Here is a 22,735-nt window from a genome sequence, read left to right on the forward strand (position 1 = left end):
CTAGGCAGAAGCGCCCGTGGGCGTCTCCGCGCGGAAGTTGCGCCCGACCGGTTGGCTTACGCCCAGGTAGTGGCGGAACAGGTATATCAGCGGTTTCCAGTGCGCAACGTCGATGTGCTGGGTGCCAGCTACGGTGATCGCTTCGTGGGCATGCACGCAACGGATGCGGCCTTCGACGATCACGAAGCCCTGGCCGTCATCCTCGCCGGGCGGGTGCATCGCCATCACGCTGACTTCCACCTGCAGCGGGCACTCGGCAATCGCCTCTGGCGTGACGTGGGTCGAGGCGACCGGACTAAAGCCTCCCAGCGCGAACTTGTCGCGGACGTGCACGTAGCCCATCGCCTGTTTAGCAGTGGGCACCGGGTCGCAGCCTGTCGCCCGCGCGATGGCCTCGACCTGTGCGGCCTGCGCGGACGACGGGAAGTTCAGTACACACTCGTTGCGCAACTGCAGGTTGCGATAGCCCTGGCCCTGCACGCCGAGGCCCAGCACCACCCGGTTGCCCAGGGCCCAGAACGAAGACAGCGGACTGATGTTGCTACTGCCGTCGTCGTTCAGCGTGGTCATCAGCAGCACCGGCGTGCCCGGGTACAGGACCGAAGGGGTGATGCGGCGGCGGGGGATCGGAGCGGTTTTCATGGCAGGCCTTGCGCTGTCGGGCTGGCCACTGTGCCTTGCCAGCGGGTGCCGATGCTTCGGCCTGCGTCGAACTGTCGGCCCGCAATGGCGTGCCACAATGCGGGCATGGTCCACACCTCCGGTTCCCTTGTCAGCGTCGGTGCCCTGGTCGGCGACCAGGCGCGCGCATCCATGCTGCTGCAGTTGATGGATGGGCGTGCCTATACCGCGATGGAGCTGGCCCGCGTGGCCGGGGTGACACCGCAGACGGCGAGCACGCATCTGCGCAGGCTGGTCGAGGGTGATCTGCTGGTCGCCGTCGCGCAGGGGCGACATCGCTACCACCGGCTGGCCTCGCACGAGGTTGCCGACATGCTGGAGGGCATCCTGCGCGTTGCCGACCGCACGCCGTCCTGCACCGCTGTGGCATCACGCAGCATGCCGGCGTTGCGCCAGGCGCGTTCCTGCTACCGGCATCTGGCCGGCGTGCATGCGGTGGCGATCACCGACCGCTTGTTGCATGCAGGACACCTGATCCCGCGCGAGGCGCATTGGCAGGTAAGTGTGGAGGGGGCGGCGTTCCTGCGGGAGCTCGGCCAGCCGCTGGCTGAGCTGCTGCGGCTTCCAGTGACGGTCAAGCCTGCGCGTTATTGCCGAGGATGCCTGGATTGTACCGAGCGGCGCTCCCATCTGGCTGGCCTGGTCGGCGAGGCCATGCTGGACAGCTTCGTGAAGAACGATTGGCTTCGGCGTGTTGAGGGCCGACGCGAACTGCGGCTGACACACCTGGGGCGCGAAGCACTATGGAAGCGGTTCAACCTGACAACATAAGTACCCACCAGTCTCATTCGCCCACGACATGGCAAGGCGCTATGGTCGAGTTCCAAGTCTTAGGGAGCTGCAATGGCGAGCAAGGACATGAACGATCGCGGCACGCTGGTGGTACGCCAGCAATGAACAAATCTTCTGTGGAAGTACGCTGGCTGACGTTCCGGCTGATGAACGGCCAATCGATCGGACCGGATCGACTGAAGGACGGATGGGTGATTGCTTCGGAAACCCGCCACTGCGGCGTGCGCCGTGAGTCCATCGAAGGTGCAGGGACGGTCTACGCGCTGTATGGTCCGGCCAACCTGGCCTCACCGCGGCGCGCGGAGATGCGCATGCGCGAATTCCTGATGAGCTCCGGCTACACCTTCACCATGGGCACGCTGGGCGGCTGACGCCGCCCTTTGGGGTTACGGGCGCAAGGTCAGCGCATGGGGAAGGCAGCAGATGCTGCGCGGGTTCCTGCATCGTAAGCGTTGGCAGCGGGGCGGACGCCCTACGGTACGCGATGGACTCAACGTTGCACTGTCTTCAAGGCGGCTATTACCTGCGCTCCGGAGAAGCCACAGTGTCCTTCGCCAACCGGCGGCAGTACGCGTGGTTGCGGGCGCGCGCCGGCTCGTGCAGCCATCTGCGGATACACCGCCTGCATGTGCGGCACGATGGTCGGGTCGTTGTGATTGAACTGGATCACCAGCGGTCGCTTCAGTGCGCCGGTCATTGCCAGCGAGTTGCGGACATGCGCCTGCGCCGCGGGAACAGCGTTGACACGCTGCACGCCGGCATTGAACGCGGTGTCATCGCCAAAGCCGCTGTAGACCACGCCGATGTTGCCCATCGGCATGCCGCCGCTCCGTGCAACCAGTTCATGCAGGACCAGCGCGTGCAGGCTGATCGTGCCGGCCAGTGCATCAGCGGAGACCTGCAGCCGCCGTGCCAGCACTGCGGCGTGCGACGGGTCACGTTGCAGTGCATTGGCGATGCCCTGGTACAACTCGCCCTGCGGCAGCGCCGCCGCTTCGCGCGATAGCAGGCCGGTGGGCGGCAGCCCATCGGCCTGGGGGAACAAGTAGTCGAACGCGACCAGCGTGGTCAGCAGATCGGTCGCGATCTGTTCGCCACTGAGATTGGCGCCGCACAGCGATACACCGCCGGTGTAGTGCTGCGGGAAGCGTTCGAGGCTGCCGATGGCCACGGCACCGCCCATCGAGAATCCCAGCATCCAGGTGTGGCGGACATGCTTGAGTTCACCCACTGCCTGCTGGCGCAGGCGTTCCGTATCGGTGATCGCATCGGCCACCGCCCAGCCCTGGCTGGCATAGGCGCTCTGCGCGACGGCGTAACCTGCTGCCAGCAGTGGTGCGGTGCTGTCATTGGCCGCCATTGGGGCGGTGCGCGGCACGCCGACCGGTTCATAGCCATGGGCCAGCATTACCAGGTCGCCGTTCCAGTCGGCAGGCACATCCAGCCGCCACGGTGCGCCCTGCAGCTCGCCGCTGAGCGTGCGAGGTGCTGGCGGCGGTGCAGCCAGCGATGTCATCCAGGGCAGCAGGCAGAGGGCAAGTGCGCATCGAAACAAGGGTCGCATCGGGGTCATTCCATGCGGGAATGGCGCCGAGCATAGATCCCCGCACAACCTTGCGCGCGCTGCACTGCCGCAGGGCATTGCCGGTCGGCCGTGCTGCGCTCTACGCTGGCGGCATGGTCTTGCACAGGACCGCGTCGATTATCCGCATTCCCCACGGAAAGGCGGGGTAGCGCGCGGTCATCACGGCCAAGCAACCCGCCCGGGAAGGCGGGTTGCATACAGCGCTCTTCCGGGTAATGGAATCCACCAAGGAGAACGCAGATGCACAACCTTTCATCGAACGACCCTTCGCCGACCCTGCACCTGGTGTGCGGCAAGATCGGTGCTGGCAAATCCACCCTGTCGCAGCAGTTGGCGTTGAAGCCGCGCCACGTATTGATCAGCGAAGATGCATGGTTGGCGGCACTGTATCCGGGCGAGATCCATTCCATTGCCGACTATCTGCAGCGTGCGGCCACGTTGCGCAATGTGCTGGCCGATCATCTGCGCGCATTGCTGCAGGCGGGTGTTTCGGTGGTGCTCGATTTTCCATTCAATACGCCAGGCAGTCGCGCGTGGGCGCGTGAAGTGTTCTCGCCGGCTGGCGCTGCACATCAACTGCATTTCCTCGATGTTGCCGACGAAGTCTGCAAGGCGCGGCTGCGCGCGCGCAATGCACTTGGCGAGCATCCGTTCCAGGCCAGCGACGAGGAGTTCGAACGGATCACCCGCCACTTCGTTGCACCGGCCCCGGAAGAGGGTTTCGTGGTGATGCGCTACACCGAGGCATGCCAGGCATAGCGCGGTCAGTTCAGTCGACGAAGGCCGGCTTGCCCTCAGTTGCGGTCTGCACCAGCGTCCTGCGGAAGGTCTCGACCAGCGGGCGCAGGTTGACGCGGTGCCAGGCCGCCCACAGCGGTGTGCGGTAGCTGAACCACGGCAGCTCGCGCAGCACCACACCCTCTGGTGCCTGGTGGTCCAGGCTGCGCTGGAGGGTGGTCAGTCCCAGCCCCGCGGCGACCAGACCGAGCGCGGCCAGCGGCTCGGTCGCCTCCATGGCGATGGTCGGGGTGAAACCGGCCTTCGCACAGGCGGCGACGAAGGTGTCATGGCGCAGCGCGCTTTCCTTGTGCATCACGCCGATCCACTGCTGGCTGGCCAGATCCTCGGGCGTGATGGTCTCTGCAGTGGCCAATGGGTGGCCGGCCGGCAGCGCCAGCAGCATCGGATCGTTCAGCACCTGCGTGGCTTCCAGGTCTGGATCGTCGAACGCGGGTGGTTCGCAGACCAGGGCGATGTCCAGGCTGCGTTGGCGCAGGCCTTCCAGCTGCACGTCCGACTGCTGGTTGTACAGCGCGATGTGTACGGCAGGACGGCCGCCGCGCAGTTCGCGCAGGGCGGCGGGCAATACGCCGGAGTGCATCGCGTACTCCAGATAGCCGATGCACAGGCCACCTTCATCGCCGCGGCCGAGCCGGCGTGCCAGCGATTCCAGCCGATTGGCGTGGGTCAGCAGGGCGCGCGCCTCGGCGAGGAAGGTGCGGCCATCGGCGGTCAGCCGGATGCGCTGCTGCGAGCGTTCGAACAACTGCAGTTCCAGCCGTTCCTCCAGCTGGGCGATCTGCCGGCTGAGCGGGGATTGGGAGATGTGAAGGCGTTCGGCGGCGCGGCCAACGTGTTCATCTTCGGCGACGGCCACGAAATAGCGCAGTTGGCGGAGATCGAGCATAAGACCGTGCGGGACTCAAGATTGAGAAATTATGTCTTGGACAGTCTTATCGGCAAGCCTAGCCTGTGTCCCAACCTCAACAACCTCCCCAAGGGGAACCCCATGAGCATCAACACACTGCTGGCTGGCAAGACCCTGGGCTTCGGTACCGCGCCGCTGGGCAACATGTTCCGTGACATCCCGGAAACCGAGGCCCAGGCCACGGTGGACGCGGCCTGGGAACAGGGCACCCGCTACTTCGATACCGCCCCGTTCTACGGCGCCGGCCTGGCCGAGATCCGGCTCGGAGAAGCGCTGGCCAAGCGCAACCGCGACGACTTCGTGCTCAGCACCAAGGTCGGCCGCCTGATCCTGGACGAAGTGGAAGACACCAGCGCCCGCGATCTTGGCGAGAAGGGCGGCCTGTTCGTCGCCGGCCGCCCCAACAAGCTGGTCAACGACTACTCGGCCGATGCCACCCTGCGCTCGATCGATGACAGCCTCAAGCGCCTGAAGACCGATCGTCTCGATATCGTCTGGGTGCACGACATCGCCCAGGACTTCTACGGCGATGAGTGGCTGTCGTACTTCGAGACCGCACGCCGCGGCGCCTTCAAGGTGCTGACCCGCCTGCGCGAGGAAGGCGTGATCAAGGCCTGGGGCCTGGGCGTCAACCGTGTCGAGCCGATCGAGCTGACCCTGGATCTGGACGAAGCCCGTCCGGACGGCTTCCTGCTGGCCGGCCGCTACTCGCTGCTCGACCACGAGCGTGCGCTGCAGCGGGTGATGCCGAAGGCGGCCGAACGCAACACCGGCATCGTGGTCGGCGGTCCGTACAGCTCCGGCGTGCTGGCCGGTGGCAGCCACTTCGAGTACCAGAAGGCGTCGCCGGAGATCCTGGCCAAGGTCGAGCGCATCAAGGCCATCGCGGCCGAGTACGGCATCAGCATCAAGGCGGCCGCCCTGCAGTTCTCGCTGGCCAACCCGGCAGTGGCTGCAGTGATTCCGGGCGCCAGCCGTCCCGAGCGCATCGCCGAAGACTACGCCGCACTGAAGGAAATCATCCCGGCCGGGTTCTGGCAGGAACTGCGCGCCCAGCGCCTGGTCGCGGCCAACGCCCCGCTGCCGATCGACAACATCTGAGTCACGAAGGAGACATTCCCATGGCAACTGCTTCTGTATCCATCACCGTGCCGACCCCGGCCGACCAGGTCTGGGACCTCATCGGCGGCTTCGATTCACTGCCCGACTGGCTTCCGTACATTCCCCAGAGCACGCTCAGCGATGGCGGTCGCGTGCGCCATCTGGCCAATCCCGACGGCGATGCCATCGTCGAGCGCCTGGAAGCCTTCGACCAGGCCGATCGCAGCTACACCTACTCGATCCTGCAGGCGCCGTTCCCGGTTACCGGCTATCGCTCCACGCTGCGTGTGGTCGAGCAGGGCGGCGGTTCGCGGATCGACTGGTCCGGTGAGTTCACTCCGATGGGCGTCAGCAACGAAGAAGCGTCCGCGCTGTTCGAGGGCATCTACCGCGATGGCCTGAAGGCATTGGAAACCACGCTGGCCGGGTGAATACCCGCGTGGCGTTGGCCGCATGCAGACGCCCCGGCCGGTCCGGGGCGTTTGCGTGTCAGTGTGCGGGCGTCGGCCCACCGCAGGCGACGCGATGCATGGGAAAGTCCATTGCCTGTTTCGGATTGTCCCGCGCGATCTCGATGCGTGCATGCGCGCGCTGGTCGTCGAGGCGCCGATAGTGGATACGCTGTGGGAAGTCGTTGGCGGGATTCTCGAACACGGCTTCATTGCCATCGACCCGGGTGGCGTTGAAGTCCGTGGCGTTCTGGCCAGAGGGCAGGGCGGTCAGCACCAAGCGGCCGTCGTCATGCTGGCGCAGCTGCATGAACTCGAAGCCCACGGTACGGCCGTCACGCAGGCTGCGGCTGCTGCCGAACAGGGTGTTTCCAGCCAGGCTGGACCATTGCTCGCCGGCTCCGGCCGGCTGGCCATCAAGCTGCCAGCAACCGGCCAGCCAGGCCAGGTGTTCGATCTTTGATGGTGAGGCGGACAGTGCGTGCGGGGCCGCGAGCAGCAGCGGCAACAGGGCCAGAGCGATGCGGAGCGACATCGGTGCCTCCATGCGTGGGAATGTGCGGCCTGTATAGCGCCCGGGCGATCACGCGGCCAGTGCCGTCCTTTCCAGTGTTGATTCCGATACGATCTGTCGCATTGAGCTTGTCTCGCTTGACCCGGAGTCCCGTCATGGTCGACCGCCTCGCCATCCTGCTTGAACGTTTTGCGGTCACCGCCTCGGTATTCCATGCGGGTGCGCTATGCGGCATCAACACGCTGGACGGCGAGGACGAGGCCGGCCAGCTGCATCTGGTGCGGCGCGGGCCGCTGCAGGTCAGCCACGGGCAACAGACCGTGCAGGTCCAAGTACCGAGTCTGCTGCTGTATCCGCGGCCGATGCCGCATCGCTTCAGTACCGACCCGCAGCAGGGCGCCGACATGGCCTGCGCCAACCTGCATTTCGAGGGCGGCCGGCTCAATCCGATCAGCGCTGCACTGCCTGATTTCATCTGCCTGCCGCTGGCCGATCTGTATGGCGGCAACGCGGCGCTGGAATTGCTGTTCGAAGAGGCGTTCGAGCAGCGCTGCGGGCGGGCGGCGATGGTCAACCGGCTGTTCGAGGTGGTGATGATCCAGGTGCTGCGCCAGCTGATGGAAGGCGGCGAGATGCGTGGCGGCCTGTTCGCCGGGCTGGGTCATCCGAGGTTGCGGCTGGCATTGGTGGCGATGCATGAAGCGCCCGCACGGTCCTGGACCCTGGAAGACCTGGCCGAGGTTGCCGGCATGTCACGCAGCGTGTTCGCCGCCAGCTTCCGCGAGGCGATGGGCACCACGCCGGGCCAGTACCTGCAGGGTTGGCGGGTCGGGCTCGCGCAGCAGGCCCTGCGACAGGGACGGCCGCTGAAGCGGATCGCCGATGATGTGGGCTATGGCAGCGAAGCGGCGCTGTCGCGTGCGTTCAAGTCGCACACCGGGCAGTCGCCGCGGGAATGGCGCGGGCAGGTACGGGTCAGCGCCGCCTGATCGGTCAGCCCAGCACCAGCCGGGTCAGCTTCATGCCACCGAACAGACCGGCCAGGCCCAGCGCCACCGAGCCACCGGCATACAGTGCGGCCAGCCCATGCTGGCCACGCTGCAGCAGCAGGCCGATCTCCAGCGCGTAGGTGGAAAATGTGGTGTAGCCGCCGAGGATGCCGGTGGCCAGCAACAGGCGCAGCTGCGGCGAGGCGCCATTGCGCATGGCGAAGACCTCGACCACCACGCCCATCAGCAGCGCACCGCTGATGTTGATCAGGAAGGTCGACCAGGGCCAGGGACTGCCCACCGCCACCCGCGCGCCGATCAGATTGCAGGCGTGGCGCAGGCAGGCGCCGATGCCGCCGCCGACGAAGACCAGGAAATAATTGTTCAATGCTTGCATGGCGTGCCTCGAATGCGGCTTCGCAGGGTCAATGGCGAACGCCGAGGGCAGGCACGACCTGCCGTCGACGAACACCGGGTTCGTCCTGGCAGGAGCCATCAGCCTTCTCAGGCGGTTATCGGGGGAGCCCCATCCCCATCGCGGTCCATGCTACCAGCGGCGGTGCATTCACGTCATCGAGGTCGTCAGAACGCGAGCCACCTTGCTGCGGCTGAAGCCGTCCATCAGCAGTTCGAACGCGAGCAGATCCAGCGCCGCATGGCGGCGATGGTCGATCTCCAGCCCGTTCTCGGCCACCAGATGGCTGACCAGCTCGTAGGCGTCCTGCCAGACATCCAGATGGGCCTGGCTGGGGATGTAGGCGCTGCCAGGTTCGCCGACGCCGAGCCCGCTCACTCCGTACAGAAGTTCGCGCGCGTCCATCTTGGCCGCATCGGCGATACGGAACAGCTGTTCGGCCTTCACATGCGAAGCGCTCACATGGTCGTTGAGCCAGTTGCTGATGGTTGCCGTCGTTGATTTGGCGGCGCGGGCCAGAGCGGCCGGGCGTGGGTGCCCGGCTTTCTTCATGGCGATAGCGAGTCGTTGGCCGAGAGTATTCATCTATGCAAGCCAGCTTAACGCGTGGAATGCGAAGAAGCCTTGTCACAAGAATAAGGTTGGTTAACAGAAGGACCGACCGTGACCGAATTCTGGAGCAAACGGCAGGTGCGCACCCGGCTGGGATTCCGCACCGACGCCGAACTGGCCCGCTTCTTTGGCATCAGCCGTTCTGCAGTGTCGCAATGGCCGAGGGACTTTCCGATTCCGGCCCTGCGGCAGTACATCCTGCATCAGCGCTATCCGAACCTGTTCCCCACGACAGAGGCGTCGACGGGCGAATCCATCTGACTTGCGCCGCCTTTTGTCGCATCTAGCACGCTAAGCGTATTTTGCTAAGTATGCTTAGCAAAATAGGCAAAATCGATCGATCTGAAGGGCGCAATCGGTGCCATCTACTGGGGGAGTCGGTCCATGGTTCCCGCTACCTGTCGGCTTCACCCCATCCGGGGGAACCAGGTCCCGGTATGTAGTTTCGTGAACGATTAATAATTTCAATCACGAAAGTCGCTGCATGTAATTGACCTGTCGTGAAATTTATGACTAATTGGCATCAACCGGGTGTGAAGCCCGGGAGTCTTTCAGTAGCACGCAAGTGAGTCGGTAGACCGTCAACGATGCAGAACAAGTCCAACGGAGGTCGTATGGAATACGGCATGCATGGCTTGGCTGAACGGGTACGCCGCGAACTGGAAGCCAGTTATCACAAACACGGATGCGGTCCGGCGTTCTGGGATACCTACCAGCAGGTGCTGGACCGCCTGGTCCCGCAGGGGACCGAGCGTACCGAAGTCACCAACGAAATGGCGCTGATCATCGAGCAGTTGGGCATCGTGCGACGTGCGCAGCTGGTTCCGCCGCACGCCAGCGGGTCGCGTTGATTCAGAGCAGGCGCCAGAGGCCGCAGGCAAGCAGCGCCAACAGCATCGACAACAGGGCCAGGGTTCGTGGTCGCCACCAGCGCCGCGGTTGTCCGGCCATCGCCTGCGGACTGCAGTAACGCACCAGCCCCGGACCGAAGCCGGCCCGGTGCTGTTGTTGTGCGCAGGCCTCCAGGCAGGCGCCGCAGGCAAGGCAATCGGCCTGCGGCCCCTGGCGGATGTCCAGCTGCATTGGGCAGGCGCTGACACACGCAGCGCAGTCGGTGCAGTCACCGAGACGATCGGCGCTGAAGGTCGGCGTCGGTCCGGCCAGCAGCGGATGCGCAGCGCGGAACACGTAGTCCTGCGCAGTTGTTGGATCGAGCAGGCCACGACCGCGACCGAGCACGCCGCCCAGACCGGACGGACGCGGTCCGCGTGGCTCGCCGCGGCGGGCGTCGTACAGCATGCGTGGCGTATGCGGATCGGTCAGCAATGGCTGCATGCGTGCGAACGGGCACAACGAACGGCAGACCTGCTCGCGCAGGAACCCGGCGTTTCCCCAGGTGGCAGCGGCGTAGAACAGCACCCAGAAGGTCTCCCAGCTGCTCCAGCCAGCGTTGGGTGCAGCGACCACCAGTTCGGCGATGGGGCTGAACAGACCGACGAAGGTGATCCCGGTCCATAGCGACAACAGCCCCCAAGCCAGCTGGGTGGCCGGGCGCGCAGCCGAGGCGGGAAGCCACCGGGACGCGGCACGGGCGATCCCGTCGAAGGCCCGGCGCCACAGGGTCTGGGGGCAGGCGTGGCCGCACCAGATGCGCCCGGCGACGTGGGTGAGCAGCGCAAGGCCCACCGCAATCGCCGCCAGCAGTCCGATCAGCACACCGACGTCGCTGGGCCACAACGTCCAGCCGAACAGGTCGAAGCGCCGGGCATTGATGTCCAGCAGCAACGCCTGGCGCCCGTCCCAGCGTAACCACGGCAGCGCGTAGAACAGGGCCAGCAGAACAGCGTGGAAGGTGCCGCGCCAATGCAAGGGGCGCGGTGTCGTTGTGCAGGGTGTGCTCATCCCAGCGGCAGCTCCTCGTCGTCGTCGCTCGGCATCGGTCGTTGCAGGTACCAGGTGACCGCGCTGGACAGCGCCGTTACCGTCCAGAACATGAAGAAGCCTGCGGTATAGCCCAGCTCACGGCTGATGGTGGTGTCCGGGAAGCTGATCGCCTGCAGGCGCAACGGATCGACGAAAGCGAAGAACACCACGCTGGCCGCGCCGGCTGCGATGAAGCTGGGCCAGAGGATGGCGCCCCAATGCTGTATCAGCCGCTGGCGGCGGTTGGAAAAAGGTCTGTTCATGCTGTCCCGGATCGAAAAGTGGGCGGCGCGTATACTCCGCCAAAGCTGGCGCAGCATCCGCAGGGCATGCTTCCTGCAAGCGTGCCAGCCTAGGTGCAGCGGACTGCACCGACATTGATCTGGATCAACGGCGCTGCCGCCTGGGTGCGGCACATTGCCGGCACGCTTTGGATACCCCGATGAACGCACTACCGCCGCCCGTCCCCCCCCGTCGCCTCGCCCGAGCTGTGCACCGAGCAGGAAGTGACCCGCCTGGTCCACGATTTCTATGCCCGTGTGCGTGAGGAAGAGCGGCTGGGACCGGTGTTCGAGGCGCACGTGCATGATTGGCCGGACCATCTGGCGCAGCTGGTCGACTTCTGGTCGGCGATGCTGCGCGGCACCCGGCGCTTCAAGGGTTCGCCGATGTCCAAGCACATGGCCATCGAGCTGGACAAAGACCTGTTCGACCGCTGGCTGGTGCTGTTCCGGATCACCACCGCCGAATGCAACAACCCGCCGATGCAGGAGCTAGCCAACGACGTGGCCGCGCGCATCGGTGACACCTTCTGGAAGCGCTACCAGATGCTGCGCTGGCCGCAGGTCGGCCTGCCGGTGCTGGGTATGCCCGCCAAGGATTGATCTGGGTCAAGGCGGCGCGGGCCGTCCGGCGCGATGCTGACGGCATGGACACGTTCTCTCCCGCCGCCGGTGGCCTGGCCTGGACCTTCGACCCCGACCTTCTGCGCCGGCACGACCGGCCGGGCCCGCGCTACACCTCGTACCCGACCGCACCGCATTTCCATGATGGCTTCGACGCGCCGGCACTGCGCCAGGCGATCGCCGACAGCAACCAGCTGGCCCGCGCGCTGTCGCTGTACGTGCATGTGCCGTTCTGCTCCAGCCCGTGCTTCTACTGCGGCTGCAACCGGGTGATCACCCGCGATCGCGGTCGTGGCCACAGCTACGTCTCGCGCGTGCTGGCCGAGGCCGATCTGCTGGCGCCGCAGTTCGAGGATGGTCGCGAGGTGATCCAGCTGCATCTGGGCGGTGGTACGCCGAACTTTCTTGATGCCGAGGCGATGACCACGCTGGTGGAAGGGCTGCGCCGGCGTTTCGATTTCAGCGATTCGCCACAGCGCGATTTCTCGATCGAACTCGATCCGCGTTTCATCGATACCCGCGACGTTGCCATGCTGGCGCGACTGGGCTTCAACCGGGCCAGCCTGGGCGTGCAGGATTTCGACCCGCAGGTGCAGGAATCGATCAACCGCTTACAGGGCGTGCAGCAGACGCTGGACATCCTGCGCGCCTGCCGCGACAGCGGCATGCGTTCAGTCAACGTCGACCTGATCTATGGCCTGCCGGGACAGAGCCTGGAAGGATTCGGCCGAACCCTCGAACGGGTGCTGGCGCTGCGCCCGGATCGCCTGGCGGTGTATGGCTATGCGCATCTGCCGCACCTGTTCCGCGCGCAGAAACAGATCGACGAAAGCCGTTTGCCTTCGCCCGAAGAAAAGCTGGCATTGCTGGGTCTGGCGGTGGAGAAGCTCTCTGCCGCAGGCTATCAGTACATCGGCATGGATCACTTTGCACTGCCGGAAGAGGATCTGTCGCGCGCACAGCGCGCCGGCCAGCTGCATCGCAACTTCATGGGCTATACCACCCACGCCGATACCGATCTGCTTGGCCTGGGCGTGAGTGCGATCAGCCACATCGGTGCCACCTACAGCCAGAATCCGCGCGACCTGCCGGCGTGGGAGGATGCGGTGGACCAGGGCCAGCTGCCGGTCTGGCGCGGCGTGGCGCTGAGTGCCGACGACCAGCTGCGCGCGGAACTGATCCAGCAGTTGATGTGCCAGGGCGAGGTGGATGGCGCCCTGTTGGGGCGGCGCCATGGCATCGATTTCGCGCAGTACTTCGCCGAGGACCTGCATTCGGTACAGCGGCTGCAGGAAGACGGACTGGCCGAGTACCGCGATGGCGTGGTGCGTGCCAGCGAACCTGGACGACCATTGCTGCGGTTGCTGGCGATGTGCTTCGACCCGTATCTGCGTGCCGCGCACGAGCAACCGCGTTACTCGCGGGCGATCTGAGAGGGGGGGCGCTGCGCGCGTATGGTGCCCGGAGCCGGAATCGAACCGGCATGGGGTTGCCCCCGGCGGATTTTAAGTCCGATGCGTCTACCAGTTTCGCCATCCGGGCCTGCAGCGCGGCGCCGATTGTAGCCCACCTGCGGTAGCGCAACCGGATTCCATCGCGGCGGCAGCGTGCTTAACTGTCGATCGCATTCATGTCATAGTCCCTGCCACCGTTCCCAGGGGGGGAGCCACCTGATGTCGCTGCACGCGATCGCCTATACCAGTGAGGCCCGCGCCGATCTGCAGGCAACCGATCTTGACCGCCTGCTGGCCGACGCCACGGCATTCAATCGTGTAGCCGGTGTCACCGGTGTCCTGATGTTCGACGGAGCACGCTTCCTCCAGCATCTGGAAGGCCCGGAGGACGGCATCGATTCGGTGTTCCAGCGCATCCTCAATGCGCGCAGCCACGGGCAGCTGAAAGTGCTGTGCCGTGCCCCCGTGGTGCAGCGCGTATTTCCGCGATGGTCGATGGGCACGCGACGGATCGAGCCGGAGCTGCTGGCGCAGATTGCCGATGCCGCGTGGCCCGGCTTCCTGCTTGGCAGCGGTGGATTCGAGCGTCTGCTGCAGGCCTGGACCGGCGCCGACGGTGAACTGGAACCGGCCGCGGTGGCGTTGGGGTCCTGAGCCCGCCTTGGCGACAGGGTGCCGGGGCCGGTAGGCTGTAGCCTTTCTGGCGCAGGTTTCCGGAGTGGTGCAGCAAATGAGTGTGTTGGCCGAAACCCTGCCAGCGTGTGTGCGATTGCATCCGTTGCACGGGATGTGCCGATGAGTGCGCCGGTAGCGGCGGCCAGCGCGCCCCGGTTTGCGGTGATCGGCCTGGGCTACGTCGGCCTGCCGTTGGCGGTGGCGTTTGGCCGGCAGTGGCCGACGTTGGGCTTCGATATCGATGCCGGTCGCATCGCCGAGCTGCGCAGCGGCCAGGACCACACGCTGGAAATGGAAGCCGACGAGCTGGCCAGTGCACAGCAGCTGCAGTACGGCAGCGATCCGGTCCTGCTCGATGCATGCAACGTCTACATCGTCACCGTGCCGACCCCGATCGATGCATACGAGCAGCCTGATCTGGAGCCCCTGCGTTCGGCGACACGGCTGATTGCCAGTCATCTTCGCGCCGGCGATCTGGTGATCTACGAGTCCACGGTGTACCCCGGTACCACCGAGGAAGTGTGCGTGCCGCTGCTGGAACAGGGTTCGGGCCTGCGCTTCAACGAAGACTTCTACTGCGGCTACAGCCCGGAACGGGTCAGTCCCGGCGACCGCCAGCGGCGCCTGGCCGACATCCGCAAGATCACTTCCGGCTCGACACCGGAAGTCGCTGCGGTGATTGATGGTCTCTACCAGCGCATCATCGCCGCCGGTACGTTCCCGGCGCCTTCGATGCGGGTGGCCGAAGCGGCCAAGGTGGTCGAGAACATCCAGCGCGACGTCAACATCGCGCTGGTCAACGAGCTGGCCCTGATCTTCGACAGGCTTGGCATCGATACCCAGGACGTGCTGGACGCCGCCGGCAGCAAGTGGAATTTCCTGCCGTTCCGGCCGGGGCTGGTTGGTGGTCACTGCATCGGCGTCGATCCGTACTATCTGCTGCACAAGTCCGAGAGCGTGGGCTATCACCCGGACCTGATCCACACCGCGCGACAGGTCAACAACCGCGTAGGCGAGCACGTGGCGGCGCGGGTGCTGGCGATGCTGGCCGAGCGTGGCCGTGTGCCAGCGGACGCACGCATCCTGGTGCTGGGCGTGACCTTCAAGGAGGACTGCCCGGACCTGCGCAACAGCCGCGCGCTGGAACTGGCGCAACGGCTGCGCGATGCCGGTGCGCAGGTGGAGGTCAGCGATCCGTGGGTCGGCCCGGCGGCATTGACCGGCGAGGGCTTGGACTGGCTGGCCGAGCCTGGGGCGGGGCGCTATGACGCGGTGGTGCTGGCAGTGGCCCATGCCCGCTTCAAGGCGATGGATGAAGGTGCAATCCGGGCGCTGCTGGCGCCAGGTGGCCTGGTCTACGACGTGAAGTCGGCCTGGCCGCGCAACGTGGTTGACGATCGTTTGTAAGCCTTGGCAGCGAGCGGCGCGGTAGACTCGGGGGCAGTTGCAACCGAGGAAAGCCATGCACCGGTATATCGTCTACCTGCTCGCCATCCTGATGTTCCCGATATGCCTGTGGCTGGCCACGATCTGGCCGGCTTGGTATTGGGGCGTCGGCCTGACTGCCGCGATGGTGGCGCTGGGGACCTGGGATCTGCTGCAGAAGCGCAGCACGCTGCGCCGCAACTATCCGGTGATGGCGCACTTCCGCTACGGGCTGGAATCGATCGGCCCGGAGATCCGCCAGTACTTCGTGCAGAGTGACCTGGAAGACGTGCCGTTCTCGCGCCAGCAGCGAGCACTGATCTACCAGCGCGCCAAGAACGAGATGGACACGGTGCCGTTCGGTACCCTGCGCAGCACCTATGCGGTGGACTACGAGTGGATCAACCATTCGCTGGCGCCAACCGCCATCGCCAAGCATGACTTCCGCGTGTTGATCGGCCCGAACTGTGCCAAGCCCTATTCGGCCAGCGTGTTCAACATCTCGGCGATGAGCTTCGGTTCACTGTCGGCCAACGCCATCCGTGCGCTGAACGAAGGCGCGCGCCAGGGCGGCTTCTACCACGACACCGGCGAGGGCTCGATTTCGCCCTACCACCGCGAGATGGGCGGTGACCTGGTGTGGGAGATCGGCTCGGGCTACTTCGGTTGCCGTGACGAGAAGGGCGGTTTCAGCGAGGAGCGCTTCGTTGCCAACGCCACCCATGACCAGGTCAAGATGATCGAGATCAAGCTGTCGCAGGGCGCCAAGCCGGGCCACGGTGGCGTGCTGCCGGCGCCGAAGGTGACGGCCGAGATCTCGGTGACGCGTGGCGTGCCGATGGGGGTGGACTGCGTGTCGCCATCGCGTCACTCGGCGTTCTCGACGCCGGTCGAGCTGCTGCAGTTCGTCGCCCGCCTGCGCGAGCTTTCTGGTGGCAAGCCAGTCGGTTTCAAGCTGGCCATCGGCCACCCGTGGGAGTGGTTCGGCATTGCCAAGGCGATGCAGGAAACCGGATTGCTGCCGGATTTCATCGTGGTCGACGGCGCCGAGGGCGGCACCGGTGCGGCACCGGCAGAGTTCGTCGACCATGTCGGCGTGCCGATGCACGAGGCGCTGCTGCTGGTGCATAACACCCTGGTCGGCCTCGACCTGCGCGACCGCATCCGCATCGGTGCGGCGGGCAAGATCACCAGCGCGTTCGATATCGCGCGGACCATCGCGCTGGGGGCCGACTGGTGCAATGCCGGACGAGGCTTCATGTTCGCGCTGGGCTGCATCCAATCACTGAGCTGTCACACCGACAAGTGCCCGACCGGCATCGCGACCCAGGATCCCGCGCGCTGGAAGCATCTGGATGCACCGGACAAGGCCACCCGTGTGTACAGCTACCACGAGCACACGCTGCATGCCTTGAAGGAACTGCTGTGTGCCGCGGGCCTGAACGATCCGGCGGAACTGGGGCCGGAACACATCCTGCGCCGTGTTTCGCCGGTGGAGATCCGTTCGCTGGCCTCGCTGTACCGCTACCTGGAACCGGGCGAGCTGCTGCACAAGGTGCCAGACCATGCGGTGTTCCATGCGTTCTGGGCCGATGCGCGCAGCGACTCGTTCCAGCCGCCGCCGAAGATCCAGGCGCTGCGCGCCAGCAAGTCGCGATAACGATTCTGTAGAGTCGAGCCATGCTCGACTGCCTTTCGATCGGGCATCGCGACGTCGAAACGAAGAACGGTCGAGCATGGCTCGACGCTACAAGGAGATGTCATGCAGTTCAGGACCGGCACCATGGACGACGTGGCCACGCTGTGGGTATTGCGTACGCGGTGCGTTCGCGAGACCTGCAGCAGTCATTACCCACACGAGGTCATCGCGCCATGGTCGGCCTCGCCGCCACCGTTGCAGTACGCGCGGCTGTTGTCGCAGGGCGGTTGCGTGGTGGCCGAGGACCGCGAGGGTGCCCTGCTTGGTTTCGGGGTGTTCGATGTCGATGCCAATGAAGTCGATGCGTTGTTCGTTGATCCCGATCGTGGCGGCCAGGGCATCGGCCAGGCGCTGATGCAGCGGTTGCTGGCAATGGCCGATCCTGAGCGTGAGGTGGTGCTGTCGGCGTCGCTCAATGCCGTGCCGTTCTATCAACGGCAAGGCTTCGTCAGCGTGCGCGAAGAGGCCTACCCACATCCCAGCGGCGTGGCGCTGGCCTCGGTGAGCATGCGCCGGCCGTGGTGATGTAGCTCGACGCTACAAGGCAGGCGTCACCGCTCCGCCAGCCACCCGATCACGCCTTCCGCAGCACGCAGGCCACTGGCGTAGCACGCGGTCAGCAGGTAGCCACCCGTCGGTGCCTCCCAGTCCAGCATCTCGCCGGCACAGAACACGCCGGGCACTGCCCGCAGCATCAGGCCATCATCCAGCGCATCCAGGCGTACGCCACCGGCGGTGCTGATCACCTCGGCCATCGGCCGGGGACGCAGCAGCCGTAGCGGCAGGCGCTTGAGCGTAGCCGCCACGGCAGGCAGGTCGTTGCCCGCTTCTTTACCCAGAATCTCGAACACCAGTGCGGCCTTCACTGCATCCAGGCCGGCCTGGCGGCGCAGGTGCTCGCCGAAGCTGCGGCCCTTGCGCGGGCGTGACAGATCGGCCAACAGGCGCGCCTCGTCGCGGCCCGGCACCAGGTCCAGCCACAGCATCGCGTGGCCATCGCGGTTGATGGTCTCGCGCAGGTCCGCTGCCAACGCATAGATCAGGCTGCCTTCGACGCCGTACTCGCTGGCCACGCATTCGCCCTGCAGCGACTGTGGCCGTCCGGCCAGATCGATCCAGTGTGCGACCACCGGCTTCAACGGTGCGCCGGCATTGCGCTGGGCGAAGAACGGGGTCCAGTCCACGTCGAAACCGCAATTGGCCGACTGCAGCGGTGAGATGCCCACGCCACGGGCCAGCAGTGGCGGGACCCAGGCGCCGTCGCTGCCCAGCTGCGGCCAGCTGCCGCCGCCCATCGCCAGTAGCGTGGCATCGGCATGTACTTCAACGGCGCCGTCTTCGGTTTCAAATCGCAGGGCGCCGTCGTTGCCCCAGCCGATCCAGCGGTGGTTGGCATGCAGGCGCACCCCCTGTTCTTTCAGGCGGCGCACCCAGCCGCGCAGCAGCGGCGCAGCCTTGCGGTCGACCGGGAACACGCGGCCGGAGCTGCCGACATAGGTCTCCACGCCAAAGCCGGCAGCCCAGTCGCGCAGCGCCTGCGCGTCGAAGCCATCCAGCCAGCTGCCGACGGCAGAGGCCTGCTCGCGGTAACGGCTGTCGAACAGCGGCCGCGGATCGGAATGGGTGAGATTGAGACCGCCCTTGCCGGCGATCAGGAACTTGCGGCCGGGCGAACCCTTGGCCTCGTACAGGTCCACGTCCAGCCCAGCGGCGCGCAGGCGCTCGGCGGCGAACAGGCCGGCCGGGCCGCCGCCGATGACGGCGACCCGATGGGGCGTTGCGGTATTACGGTTTGACATCGAGCAGCTCGACATCGAACACCAGCGACGAGCCGGCCGGGATCTGGCCAACCCGGCGGTCGCCGTAGCCGTAGTCCGGCGGGATCATCAGCGTGCGCTTGCCGCCGACCTTCATGCCGGCCACGCCTTCATCCCAGCCGCGGATGACCTGGCCGGCGCCGAGCGTGAAGGTGAACGGTTCGCCACGGCTGACCGAGCTGTCGAAGGTCTTGCCGTGCTTGGTTTCGGTGCGGTTGTCGTAGATCCAGCCGGTGTAGTGCACGGTGACCTTGTTGCCGGCAACGGCTTCGGCGCCGGTACCGGGCACGGTGTCGATGCGTTCGAAGGTGGTCAGGGTGCCGCCGGGGGGGGGGGCCGGACGGTTCGGTCGAGCAGCCAGCGGCGGCGAGGGACAGCAGCAGGGGAAGCAGCAGGCGGCGCATCGGGCGTCTCCGTTAAGGCGCAGGGCGAGGGCGGCAAGGGTAGCGCATTGACGCCGGGTATCATGGGGCATGGCAAAACTCCTGCTCAATCTGCGCAATGTCGGCGACGACGAATATGCCGATGTCTGCACGCTGCTCGACCAGCACGGCATCGCCTGGTACCGCACCGAACCCAGCCCCTGGGGCATTTCCAATGGCGGCCTCTGGCTGCGCGAGGACGCCGATCATCCGCGTGCGAAGGCGCTGATGGCGGAATACCAGGCCGAACGCGGGCCGCGCATCCGTGCCGAGCGTGAGGAGGCGTTGCGCGAGGGCACGGCGGAGACGTTCGGCAGCCTGTTCCGGCGGCGGCCGCTGTTCGTGGTGCTGGTGCTGCTGGCGATGGCCGCTGCGGCGGCGCTGGTGCTGCTGCCGTTCGTGCTGTTGCGGGGGTAAAGGGGGCTTCTGGCCGGGTTGCACCCGGCACCCGCAGACGCAACGGCAACGTCAAAAGCCGGGCTTCAGTGGGAGGGTGGGGCGGTGTGGGCAGGCGGGGGACGGCAAAAGCTGCTCCTGCGTGCCTCGTAGAGCGCCTTGCTCGTGTGCGCTGTCCTGCGCACACGGCAAGACCGGGGTTGGGCGTCCTGCCCAACCCGCCCAGCGCATGCCCCGGGCCCATGGCGCTCTGCGCCCCCGCCTGCCCACACCGCCCCACCCCTGACAGATTCCGGGTGTCTGCCGGGCTTGGGGTCGGATCCCTCTGCTGCGCAGAGGGCACTGACCCCTGAATCTGTCTGTGCGGGCGGGAGGCGCTAAAATGGCGGGATGATCGCCAATACCGCCGCCTATCATTTCGCCGTCATCGACGCTCCCCAGGCCCTGTGCGACCAGCTGCTGGCGCGCGCCGAGGCGGCGCAGCTGCGCGGCACGATCCTGGTGGCGGGCGAGGGACTGAACCTGTTCCTGGCGGGTGCGCCGGAGGCGGTCGAGGGTTTCTACGCGGCGCTGCGTTCTGACGCGCGGTTTGCCGATATGCGGGTCAAGACCAGCCTCAGTCAGCATCAGCCGTTCGCGCGGCTGAAGGCCAAGGTGAAGGACGAGATCATCAGCTTCCGCCGCGATGACGGCCAGCCGTTGGAGTACCCGCGCGCGCCGGCGGTCGATCCGGCCACGGTGCAGCGGTGGCTGCGACAGGGGCATGACGACGCCGGCAAGCCGGTGGTGATGCTCGATACGCGCAATCTGCAGGAAGTGGAGTACGGCACCTTCAAGGATGCGCTGGTGCTGCCCATCCACAAGTTCACCGACCTGCCCGAGGCGTTGGCACCGCACCGCGAAGCGCTGAAGGACAGCACCGTGGTCAGTTTCTGCACCGGCGGCATCCGCTGCGAGAAAGCTGCGCTGTGGATGGTCAACGACGGCATGGACAACGTGCTGCAGCTGGACGGTGGCATCCTCGGCTACTTCGAGGAGGTGGGCGGCGAGGGCTACGAAGGCCGCTGCTTCGTGTTCGATGAGCGCGTGGCGCTGGACGCCGAGCTGAAGCCGATGGTCGACCAGCCGCTGCCGGAGCCGCGCCCCAGCGCGTTCTGACCGGGACGTCGGTTGACCGGTATGCAGGTTGACCGGGACGCAGGTTGACGGAAATGCGGGCCGGCGGGGACGACGGTTGACGGGGCGCCGGTAGAGTCGACTGTTGGTCGACTATCGCGCGCAGCGCGGGGGTTTCAGTCTCCCGCCGAGAGCAGTTCAGGAGCAGTCCAGCCGCCGTCCAAAAGCAGTCGACTAACAGTCGACTCTACCGCCGTCCGCCGTCCGCCGTCCGCCGTCCGCCGTCCGCCGTCCGTGGCCCGTAATCCGTCGACCCTGTTCTCCTGAATCCATCCCACGGGAATCAGCATCCCGCCACCGTCACTGGCCGCGGCGGCTGGCCGACCCCATGCATGGGGGATCCTGTGACGGAAAAACACCTGATGATCCCGTTGTCGATCCTTGACCTGGCCCCGGTCTGCGAGGGCAGTGACACCACCGCCGCCTTCGCCAACATGCTGGAACTGGCCCAGCACGCCGATGCGCTGGGCTACCGCCGCTACTGGCTGGCCGAACACCACAACATGCCCGGCATCGCCAGCGCGGCCACGGCCGTGCTGATCGGCCACGTGGCGGGCGGCACCCAGCGCATCCGCGTCGGTGCCGGCGGCATCATGCTGCCCAACCATGCGCCGCTGCAGGTGGCCGAGCAGTTCGGCACGCTGGCCTCGCTGTATCCGGACCGCATCGACCTCGGCCTGGGCCGTGCGCCGGGCACCGATCAGCCCACCGCGCGCGCATTGCGCCGCTACTTCGACAGCGCCGACCAGTTCCCGCAGGACGTGCGCGAGCTGCTGCACTACTTCGAGCCGGTACAGCCCGGGCAGGCGGTGCAGGCCGTTCCGGGTGGTGGCCTGCGGGTGCCGACCTGGATCCTCGGTTCCAGCCTGTTCGGTGCGCGCATGGCGGCCTCGATGGGCCTGCCGTATGCGTTCGCCTCGCACTTCGCGCCCGATGTGATGGACGAAGCCCTGGCGGTATACCGCCGCGAGTTCCGCCCCTCGGCCACGCTGAAGCAGCCGCACGCGATGCTGGCCCTGAACGTTGTCGCCAGCGACAGCGAGGCCGAATCGCGCCGTCTGTTCACCAGCCAGCAGCAGAGTTTCGTGAACCTGCGTCGCGGCCGACCGGGCAAGATTCCGGCACCCATCGACGACATCGAGTCCTTCTGGGAGCCGCACGAAAAACTGGGCGTGGAGCGGGCACTGGCCTGCACCGTGCTGGGCGATCCGCAGCAGGTGGCGGATGGCATCGCCGCGTTCGTCGAGCGGCACAAGCCGGACGAGCTGATGCTCACCGCCAACCTGTACGACCACCGCGCGCGCCTGCGCTCGTTCGAACTGGCGATGCAGGCCTGGCACGCCCGCCACGCGGGCTGAACAATTGCGTCACGGCCCATTGCGGCCGAACCGCGTCTGATGGGGGCTCACACCAATGGAGCCCCCACATGGCCGACACCCGCGCCGAACACATCGCCCAACTGGCAGAACTGATCAAGGACGTAGAGGTGGCGATGTTCGCTACCACCGGCGTCGACGGACGGCTCTACAGCCGGCCCCTGGCCACCCAGCAGGTCACCTTTGACGGTGACCTCTGGTTCGTCATCACTGCCGACAGCCCGAAGGTGGCCGAGATCGCGCTCGACCCGCGCGTCAACGTGGCCTATGCCTCGCCATCGAAGAATACCTATGTGTCTGTGGCGGGGCGCGCGCGGGTTGTCGATGATCGCGCGAAGATCGAGGCGCTGTGGTCGCCGGCGATGAAGCTGTTCTTCCCGGGCGGCAAGGACGACCCGAACCTGCGCCTGATCCATGTACGCGCCGACAGCGCCGAATACTGGGATGGTCCGGGTACGCTGCTGGGCAAGGCGCTGACGTTCGTGCTGTCGGCGGTGCAGGATGAACCGGCGGCGTTGGCCGACAACGGATTCATCGACCTACGGTGATGGCTGAGGTCCGGTGTTGGTAGTGCCGGCCACTGGCCGGCAACACTGGAAACGTGGCAGCCGGCCAGATGCC

At 66.3% G+C, this 22,735-nt stretch carries 26 protein-coding genes, 1 tRNA gene, 2 pseudogenes and 1 riboswitch; of the genes and pseudogenes, 18 read left to right on the forward strand and 11 right to left on the reverse strand.

Going from position 1 to position 22,735, the window contains the following annotated elements:
• Complete coding sequence (locus tag FQS62_RS08030; RefSeq protein ID WP_049447517.1) at positions 1-642, reverse strand: flavin reductase family protein; 642 nt, start codon at positions 640-642, stop codon at positions 1-3.
• Between the two features lie 105 nt (positions 643-747).
• Between FQS62_RS08030 and FQS62_RS08035 the strand changes: the two genes are divergently transcribed.
• The gene (locus tag FQS62_RS08035) at positions 748-1,452 is read left to right on the forward strand and encodes an ArsR/SmtB family transcription factor (RefSeq protein ID WP_049447516.1); all 705 of its coding nucleotides are present in this window, start codon (positions 748-750) and stop codon (positions 1,450-1,452) included.
• 122 nt (positions 1,453-1,574) lie between these two features.
• Positions 1,575-1,844: a hypothetical protein gene (locus tag FQS62_RS08040; RefSeq protein WP_049447515.1), complete on the forward strand. Its 270-nt coding sequence runs from the start codon at positions 1,575-1,577 to the stop codon at positions 1,842-1,844.
• Between the two features lie 119 nt (positions 1,845-1,963).
• Here the strand turns inward: FQS62_RS08040 and FQS62_RS08045 are convergent, their stop codons facing one another.
• Positions 1,964-3,037, reverse strand: coding sequence for an alpha/beta hydrolase family protein (locus FQS62_RS08045; RefSeq protein ID WP_208043750.1), 1,074 nt, complete (start codon positions 3,035-3,037; stop codon positions 1,964-1,966).
• Between the two features lie 261 nt (positions 3,038-3,298).
• Here FQS62_RS08045 and FQS62_RS08050 point away from each other — a divergent pair, with 261 nt between their 5' ends.
• Positions 3,299-3,817, forward strand: coding sequence for a P-loop nucleotide/nucleoside kinase family protein (locus tag FQS62_RS08050; RefSeq protein WP_208043751.1), 519 nt, complete (start codon positions 3,299-3,301; stop codon positions 3,815-3,817).
• Positions 3,818-3,827: 10 nt separating this feature from the next.
• On the opposite strand, the gene FQS62_RS08055 is transcribed toward FQS62_RS08050, so the two are convergent.
• Complete coding sequence (locus FQS62_RS08055; protein WP_049447512.1) at positions 3,828-4,745, reverse strand: LysR family transcriptional regulator; 918 nt, start codon at positions 4,743-4,745, stop codon at positions 3,828-3,830.
• A gap of 102 nt (positions 4,746-4,847) precedes the next feature.
• Here FQS62_RS08055 and FQS62_RS08060 point away from each other — a divergent pair, with 102 nt between their 5' ends.
• Together FQS62_RS08060 and FQS62_RS08065 are read left to right on the forward strand one after the other, a co-directional pair.
• Positions 4,848-5,867: an aldo/keto reductase gene (locus FQS62_RS08060; RefSeq protein WP_107379381.1), complete on the forward strand. Its 1,020-nt coding sequence runs from the start codon at positions 4,848-4,850 to the stop codon at positions 5,865-5,867.
• A 20-nt stretch (positions 5,868-5,887) separates the two neighbouring features.
• Positions 5,888-6,298 carry an SRPBCC family protein gene (locus FQS62_RS08065; RefSeq protein ID WP_032959298.1) on the forward strand — a complete coding sequence of 137 codons (411 nt, stop codon included), beginning with the start codon at positions 5,888-5,890 and terminating at the stop codon, positions 6,296-6,298.
• A 58-nt stretch (positions 6,299-6,356) separates the two neighbouring features.
• On the opposite strand, the gene FQS62_RS08070 is transcribed toward FQS62_RS08065, so the two are convergent.
• Positions 6,357-6,851, reverse strand: a complete 495-nt coding sequence (locus FQS62_RS08070) for a DUF6265 family protein (RefSeq protein WP_088479436.1) — start codon at positions 6,849-6,851, stop codon at positions 6,357-6,359.
• A 134-nt stretch (positions 6,852-6,985) separates the two neighbouring features.
• Between FQS62_RS08070 and FQS62_RS08075 the strand changes: the two genes are divergently transcribed.
• Positions 6,986-7,819 (forward strand): AraC family transcriptional regulator, encoded by an 834-nt coding sequence (locus FQS62_RS08075; RefSeq protein WP_049447509.1) that lies wholly within the window; start codon positions 6,986-6,988, stop codon positions 7,817-7,819.
• 4 nt (positions 7,820-7,823) lie between these two features.
• On the opposite strand, the gene crcB is transcribed toward FQS62_RS08075, so the two are convergent.
• Together crcB and FQS62_RS08085 are read right to left on the reverse strand one after the other, a co-directional pair.
• The gene (gene crcB, locus FQS62_RS08080) at positions 7,824-8,216 is read right to left on the reverse strand and encodes a fluoride efflux transporter CrcB (RefSeq protein WP_049447508.1); all 393 of its coding nucleotides are present in this window, start codon (positions 8,214-8,216) and stop codon (positions 7,824-7,826) included.
• 82 nt (positions 8,217-8,298) lie between these two features.
• A riboswitch (Fluoride riboswitch) is annotated at positions 8,299-8,362 on the reverse strand.
• A 22-nt stretch (positions 8,363-8,384) separates the two neighbouring features.
• Positions 8,385-8,786, reverse strand: coding sequence for an XRE family transcriptional regulator (locus FQS62_RS08085; protein ID WP_049447507.1), 402 nt, complete (start codon positions 8,784-8,786; stop codon positions 8,385-8,387).
• A 111-nt stretch (positions 8,787-8,897) separates the two neighbouring features.
• On the opposite strand from FQS62_RS08085, the gene FQS62_RS08090 reads away from it, so the two are divergent.
• Positions 8,898-9,107, forward strand: a complete 210-nt coding sequence (locus FQS62_RS08090) for a helix-turn-helix domain-containing protein (protein WP_049447506.1) — start codon at positions 8,898-8,900, stop codon at positions 9,105-9,107.
• Between the two features lie 353 nt (positions 9,108-9,460).
• Entirely contained in the window at positions 9,461-9,697 is a 237-nt protein-coding gene (locus FQS62_RS08095; RefSeq protein ID WP_032128931.1) for a hypothetical protein, read from the forward strand.
• 1 nt (position 9,698) lies between these two features.
• Here the strand turns inward: FQS62_RS08095 and FQS62_RS08100 are convergent, their stop codons facing one another.
• Together FQS62_RS08100 and FQS62_RS08105 are read right to left on the reverse strand one after the other, a co-directional pair.
• On the reverse strand, positions 9,699-10,748 hold the full coding sequence (locus FQS62_RS08100; protein ID WP_164158735.1) for a 4Fe-4S dicluster domain-containing protein: 1,050 nt from the start codon (positions 10,746-10,748) through the stop codon (positions 9,699-9,701).
• Positions 10,745-11,032 (reverse strand): hypothetical protein, encoded by a 288-nt coding sequence (locus tag FQS62_RS08105; protein ID WP_049447519.1) that lies wholly within the window; start codon positions 11,030-11,032, stop codon positions 10,745-10,747. The genes FQS62_RS08100 and FQS62_RS08105 overlap by 4 nt, the downstream gene beginning before the upstream one ends.
• 179 nt (positions 11,033-11,211) lie before the next feature.
• Here FQS62_RS08105 and FQS62_RS08110 point away from each other — a divergent pair.
• Positions 11,212-11,653, forward strand: a pseudogene (locus FQS62_RS08110) (group III truncated hemoglobin).
• Between the two features lie 44 nt (positions 11,654-11,697).
• A complete protein-coding gene (hemN, locus tag FQS62_RS08115) occupies positions 11,698-13,107 on the forward strand; it encodes an oxygen-independent coproporphyrinogen III oxidase (RefSeq protein ID WP_049447503.1) in 1,410 nt (469 codons plus the stop codon).
• Positions 13,108-13,129: 22 nt separating this feature from the next.
• On the opposite strand, the gene FQS62_RS08120 is transcribed toward hemN, so the two are convergent.
• Positions 13,130-13,216: transfer RNA gene (locus FQS62_RS08120), tRNA-Leu, on the reverse strand.
• A 131-nt stretch (positions 13,217-13,347) separates the two neighbouring features.
• Here FQS62_RS08120 and FQS62_RS08125 point away from each other — a divergent pair.
• The 4 genes from FQS62_RS08125 to FQS62_RS08140 all read left to right on the forward strand — a co-directional run bounded on the left by FQS62_RS08125 (position 13,348) and on the right by FQS62_RS08140 (position 17,452).
• Positions 13,348-13,782 carry a BLUF domain-containing protein gene (locus FQS62_RS08125; protein WP_049447502.1) on the forward strand — a complete coding sequence of 145 codons (435 nt, stop codon included), beginning with the start codon at positions 13,348-13,350 and terminating at the stop codon, positions 13,780-13,782.
• Between the two features lie 141 nt (positions 13,783-13,923).
• The gene (locus FQS62_RS08130; protein WP_088479438.1) at positions 13,924-15,210 is read left to right on the forward strand and encodes a nucleotide sugar dehydrogenase; all 1,287 of its coding nucleotides are present in this window, start codon (positions 13,924-13,926) and stop codon (positions 15,208-15,210) included.
• Positions 15,211-15,265: 55 nt separating this feature from the next.
• On the forward strand, positions 15,266-16,888 hold the full coding sequence (locus FQS62_RS08135) for an FMN-binding glutamate synthase family protein (protein WP_043402155.1): 1,623 nt from the start codon (positions 15,266-15,268) through the stop codon (positions 16,886-16,888).
• Between the two features lie 102 nt (positions 16,889-16,990).
• Complete coding sequence (locus tag FQS62_RS08140; protein WP_049447500.1) at positions 16,991-17,452, forward strand: GNAT family N-acetyltransferase; 462 nt, start codon at positions 16,991-16,993, stop codon at positions 17,450-17,452.
• A 26-nt stretch (positions 17,453-17,478) separates the two neighbouring features.
• Here the strand turns inward: FQS62_RS08140 and FQS62_RS08145 are convergent, their stop codons facing one another.
• Together FQS62_RS08145 and FQS62_RS08150 are read right to left on the reverse strand one after the other, a co-directional pair.
• Positions 17,479-18,726, reverse strand: coding sequence for a TIGR03862 family flavoprotein (locus FQS62_RS08145; RefSeq protein WP_208043600.1), 1,248 nt, complete (start codon positions 18,724-18,726; stop codon positions 17,479-17,481).
• A pseudogene (locus FQS62_RS08150) lies at positions 18,713-19,148 on the reverse strand (FKBP-type peptidyl-prolyl cis-trans isomerase). The gene FQS62_RS08145 and the pseudogene FQS62_RS08150 overlap by 14 nt, the downstream one beginning before the upstream one ends.
• A 69-nt stretch (positions 19,149-19,217) precedes the next feature.
• On the opposite strand from FQS62_RS08150, the gene FQS62_RS08155 reads away from it, so the two are divergent.
• The 4 genes from FQS62_RS08155 to FQS62_RS08170 all read left to right on the forward strand — a co-directional run bounded on the left by FQS62_RS08155 (position 19,218) and on the right by FQS62_RS08170 (position 22,662).
• The gene (locus tag FQS62_RS08155) at positions 19,218-19,583 is read left to right on the forward strand and encodes a DUF6164 family protein (RefSeq protein ID WP_208043598.1); all 366 of its coding nucleotides are present in this window, start codon (positions 19,218-19,220) and stop codon (positions 19,581-19,583) included.
• Between the two features lie 369 nt (positions 19,584-19,952).
• Positions 19,953-20,720 carry a sulfurtransferase gene (locus tag FQS62_RS08160; protein WP_208043597.1) on the forward strand — a complete coding sequence of 256 codons (768 nt, stop codon included), beginning with the start codon at positions 19,953-19,955 and terminating at the stop codon, positions 20,718-20,720.
• A 380-nt stretch (positions 20,721-21,100) separates the two neighbouring features.
• Positions 21,101-22,096, forward strand: a complete 996-nt coding sequence (locus FQS62_RS08165) for an LLM class flavin-dependent oxidoreductase (protein ID WP_049448159.1) — start codon at positions 21,101-21,103, stop codon at positions 22,094-22,096.
• Between the two features lie 68 nt (positions 22,097-22,164).
• Positions 22,165-22,662, forward strand: coding sequence for a pyridoxamine 5'-phosphate oxidase family protein (locus tag FQS62_RS08170; protein WP_154348824.1), 498 nt, complete (start codon positions 22,165-22,167; stop codon positions 22,660-22,662).
• The last annotated feature ends 73 nt before the right edge of the window (positions 22,663-22,735 follow it).

This window comes from Stenotrophomonas sp. SBJS02 (assembly GCF_020428325.2).
Lineage (GTDB): Bacteria > Pseudomonadota > Gammaproteobacteria > Xanthomonadales > Xanthomonadaceae > Stenotrophomonas > Stenotrophomonas africana.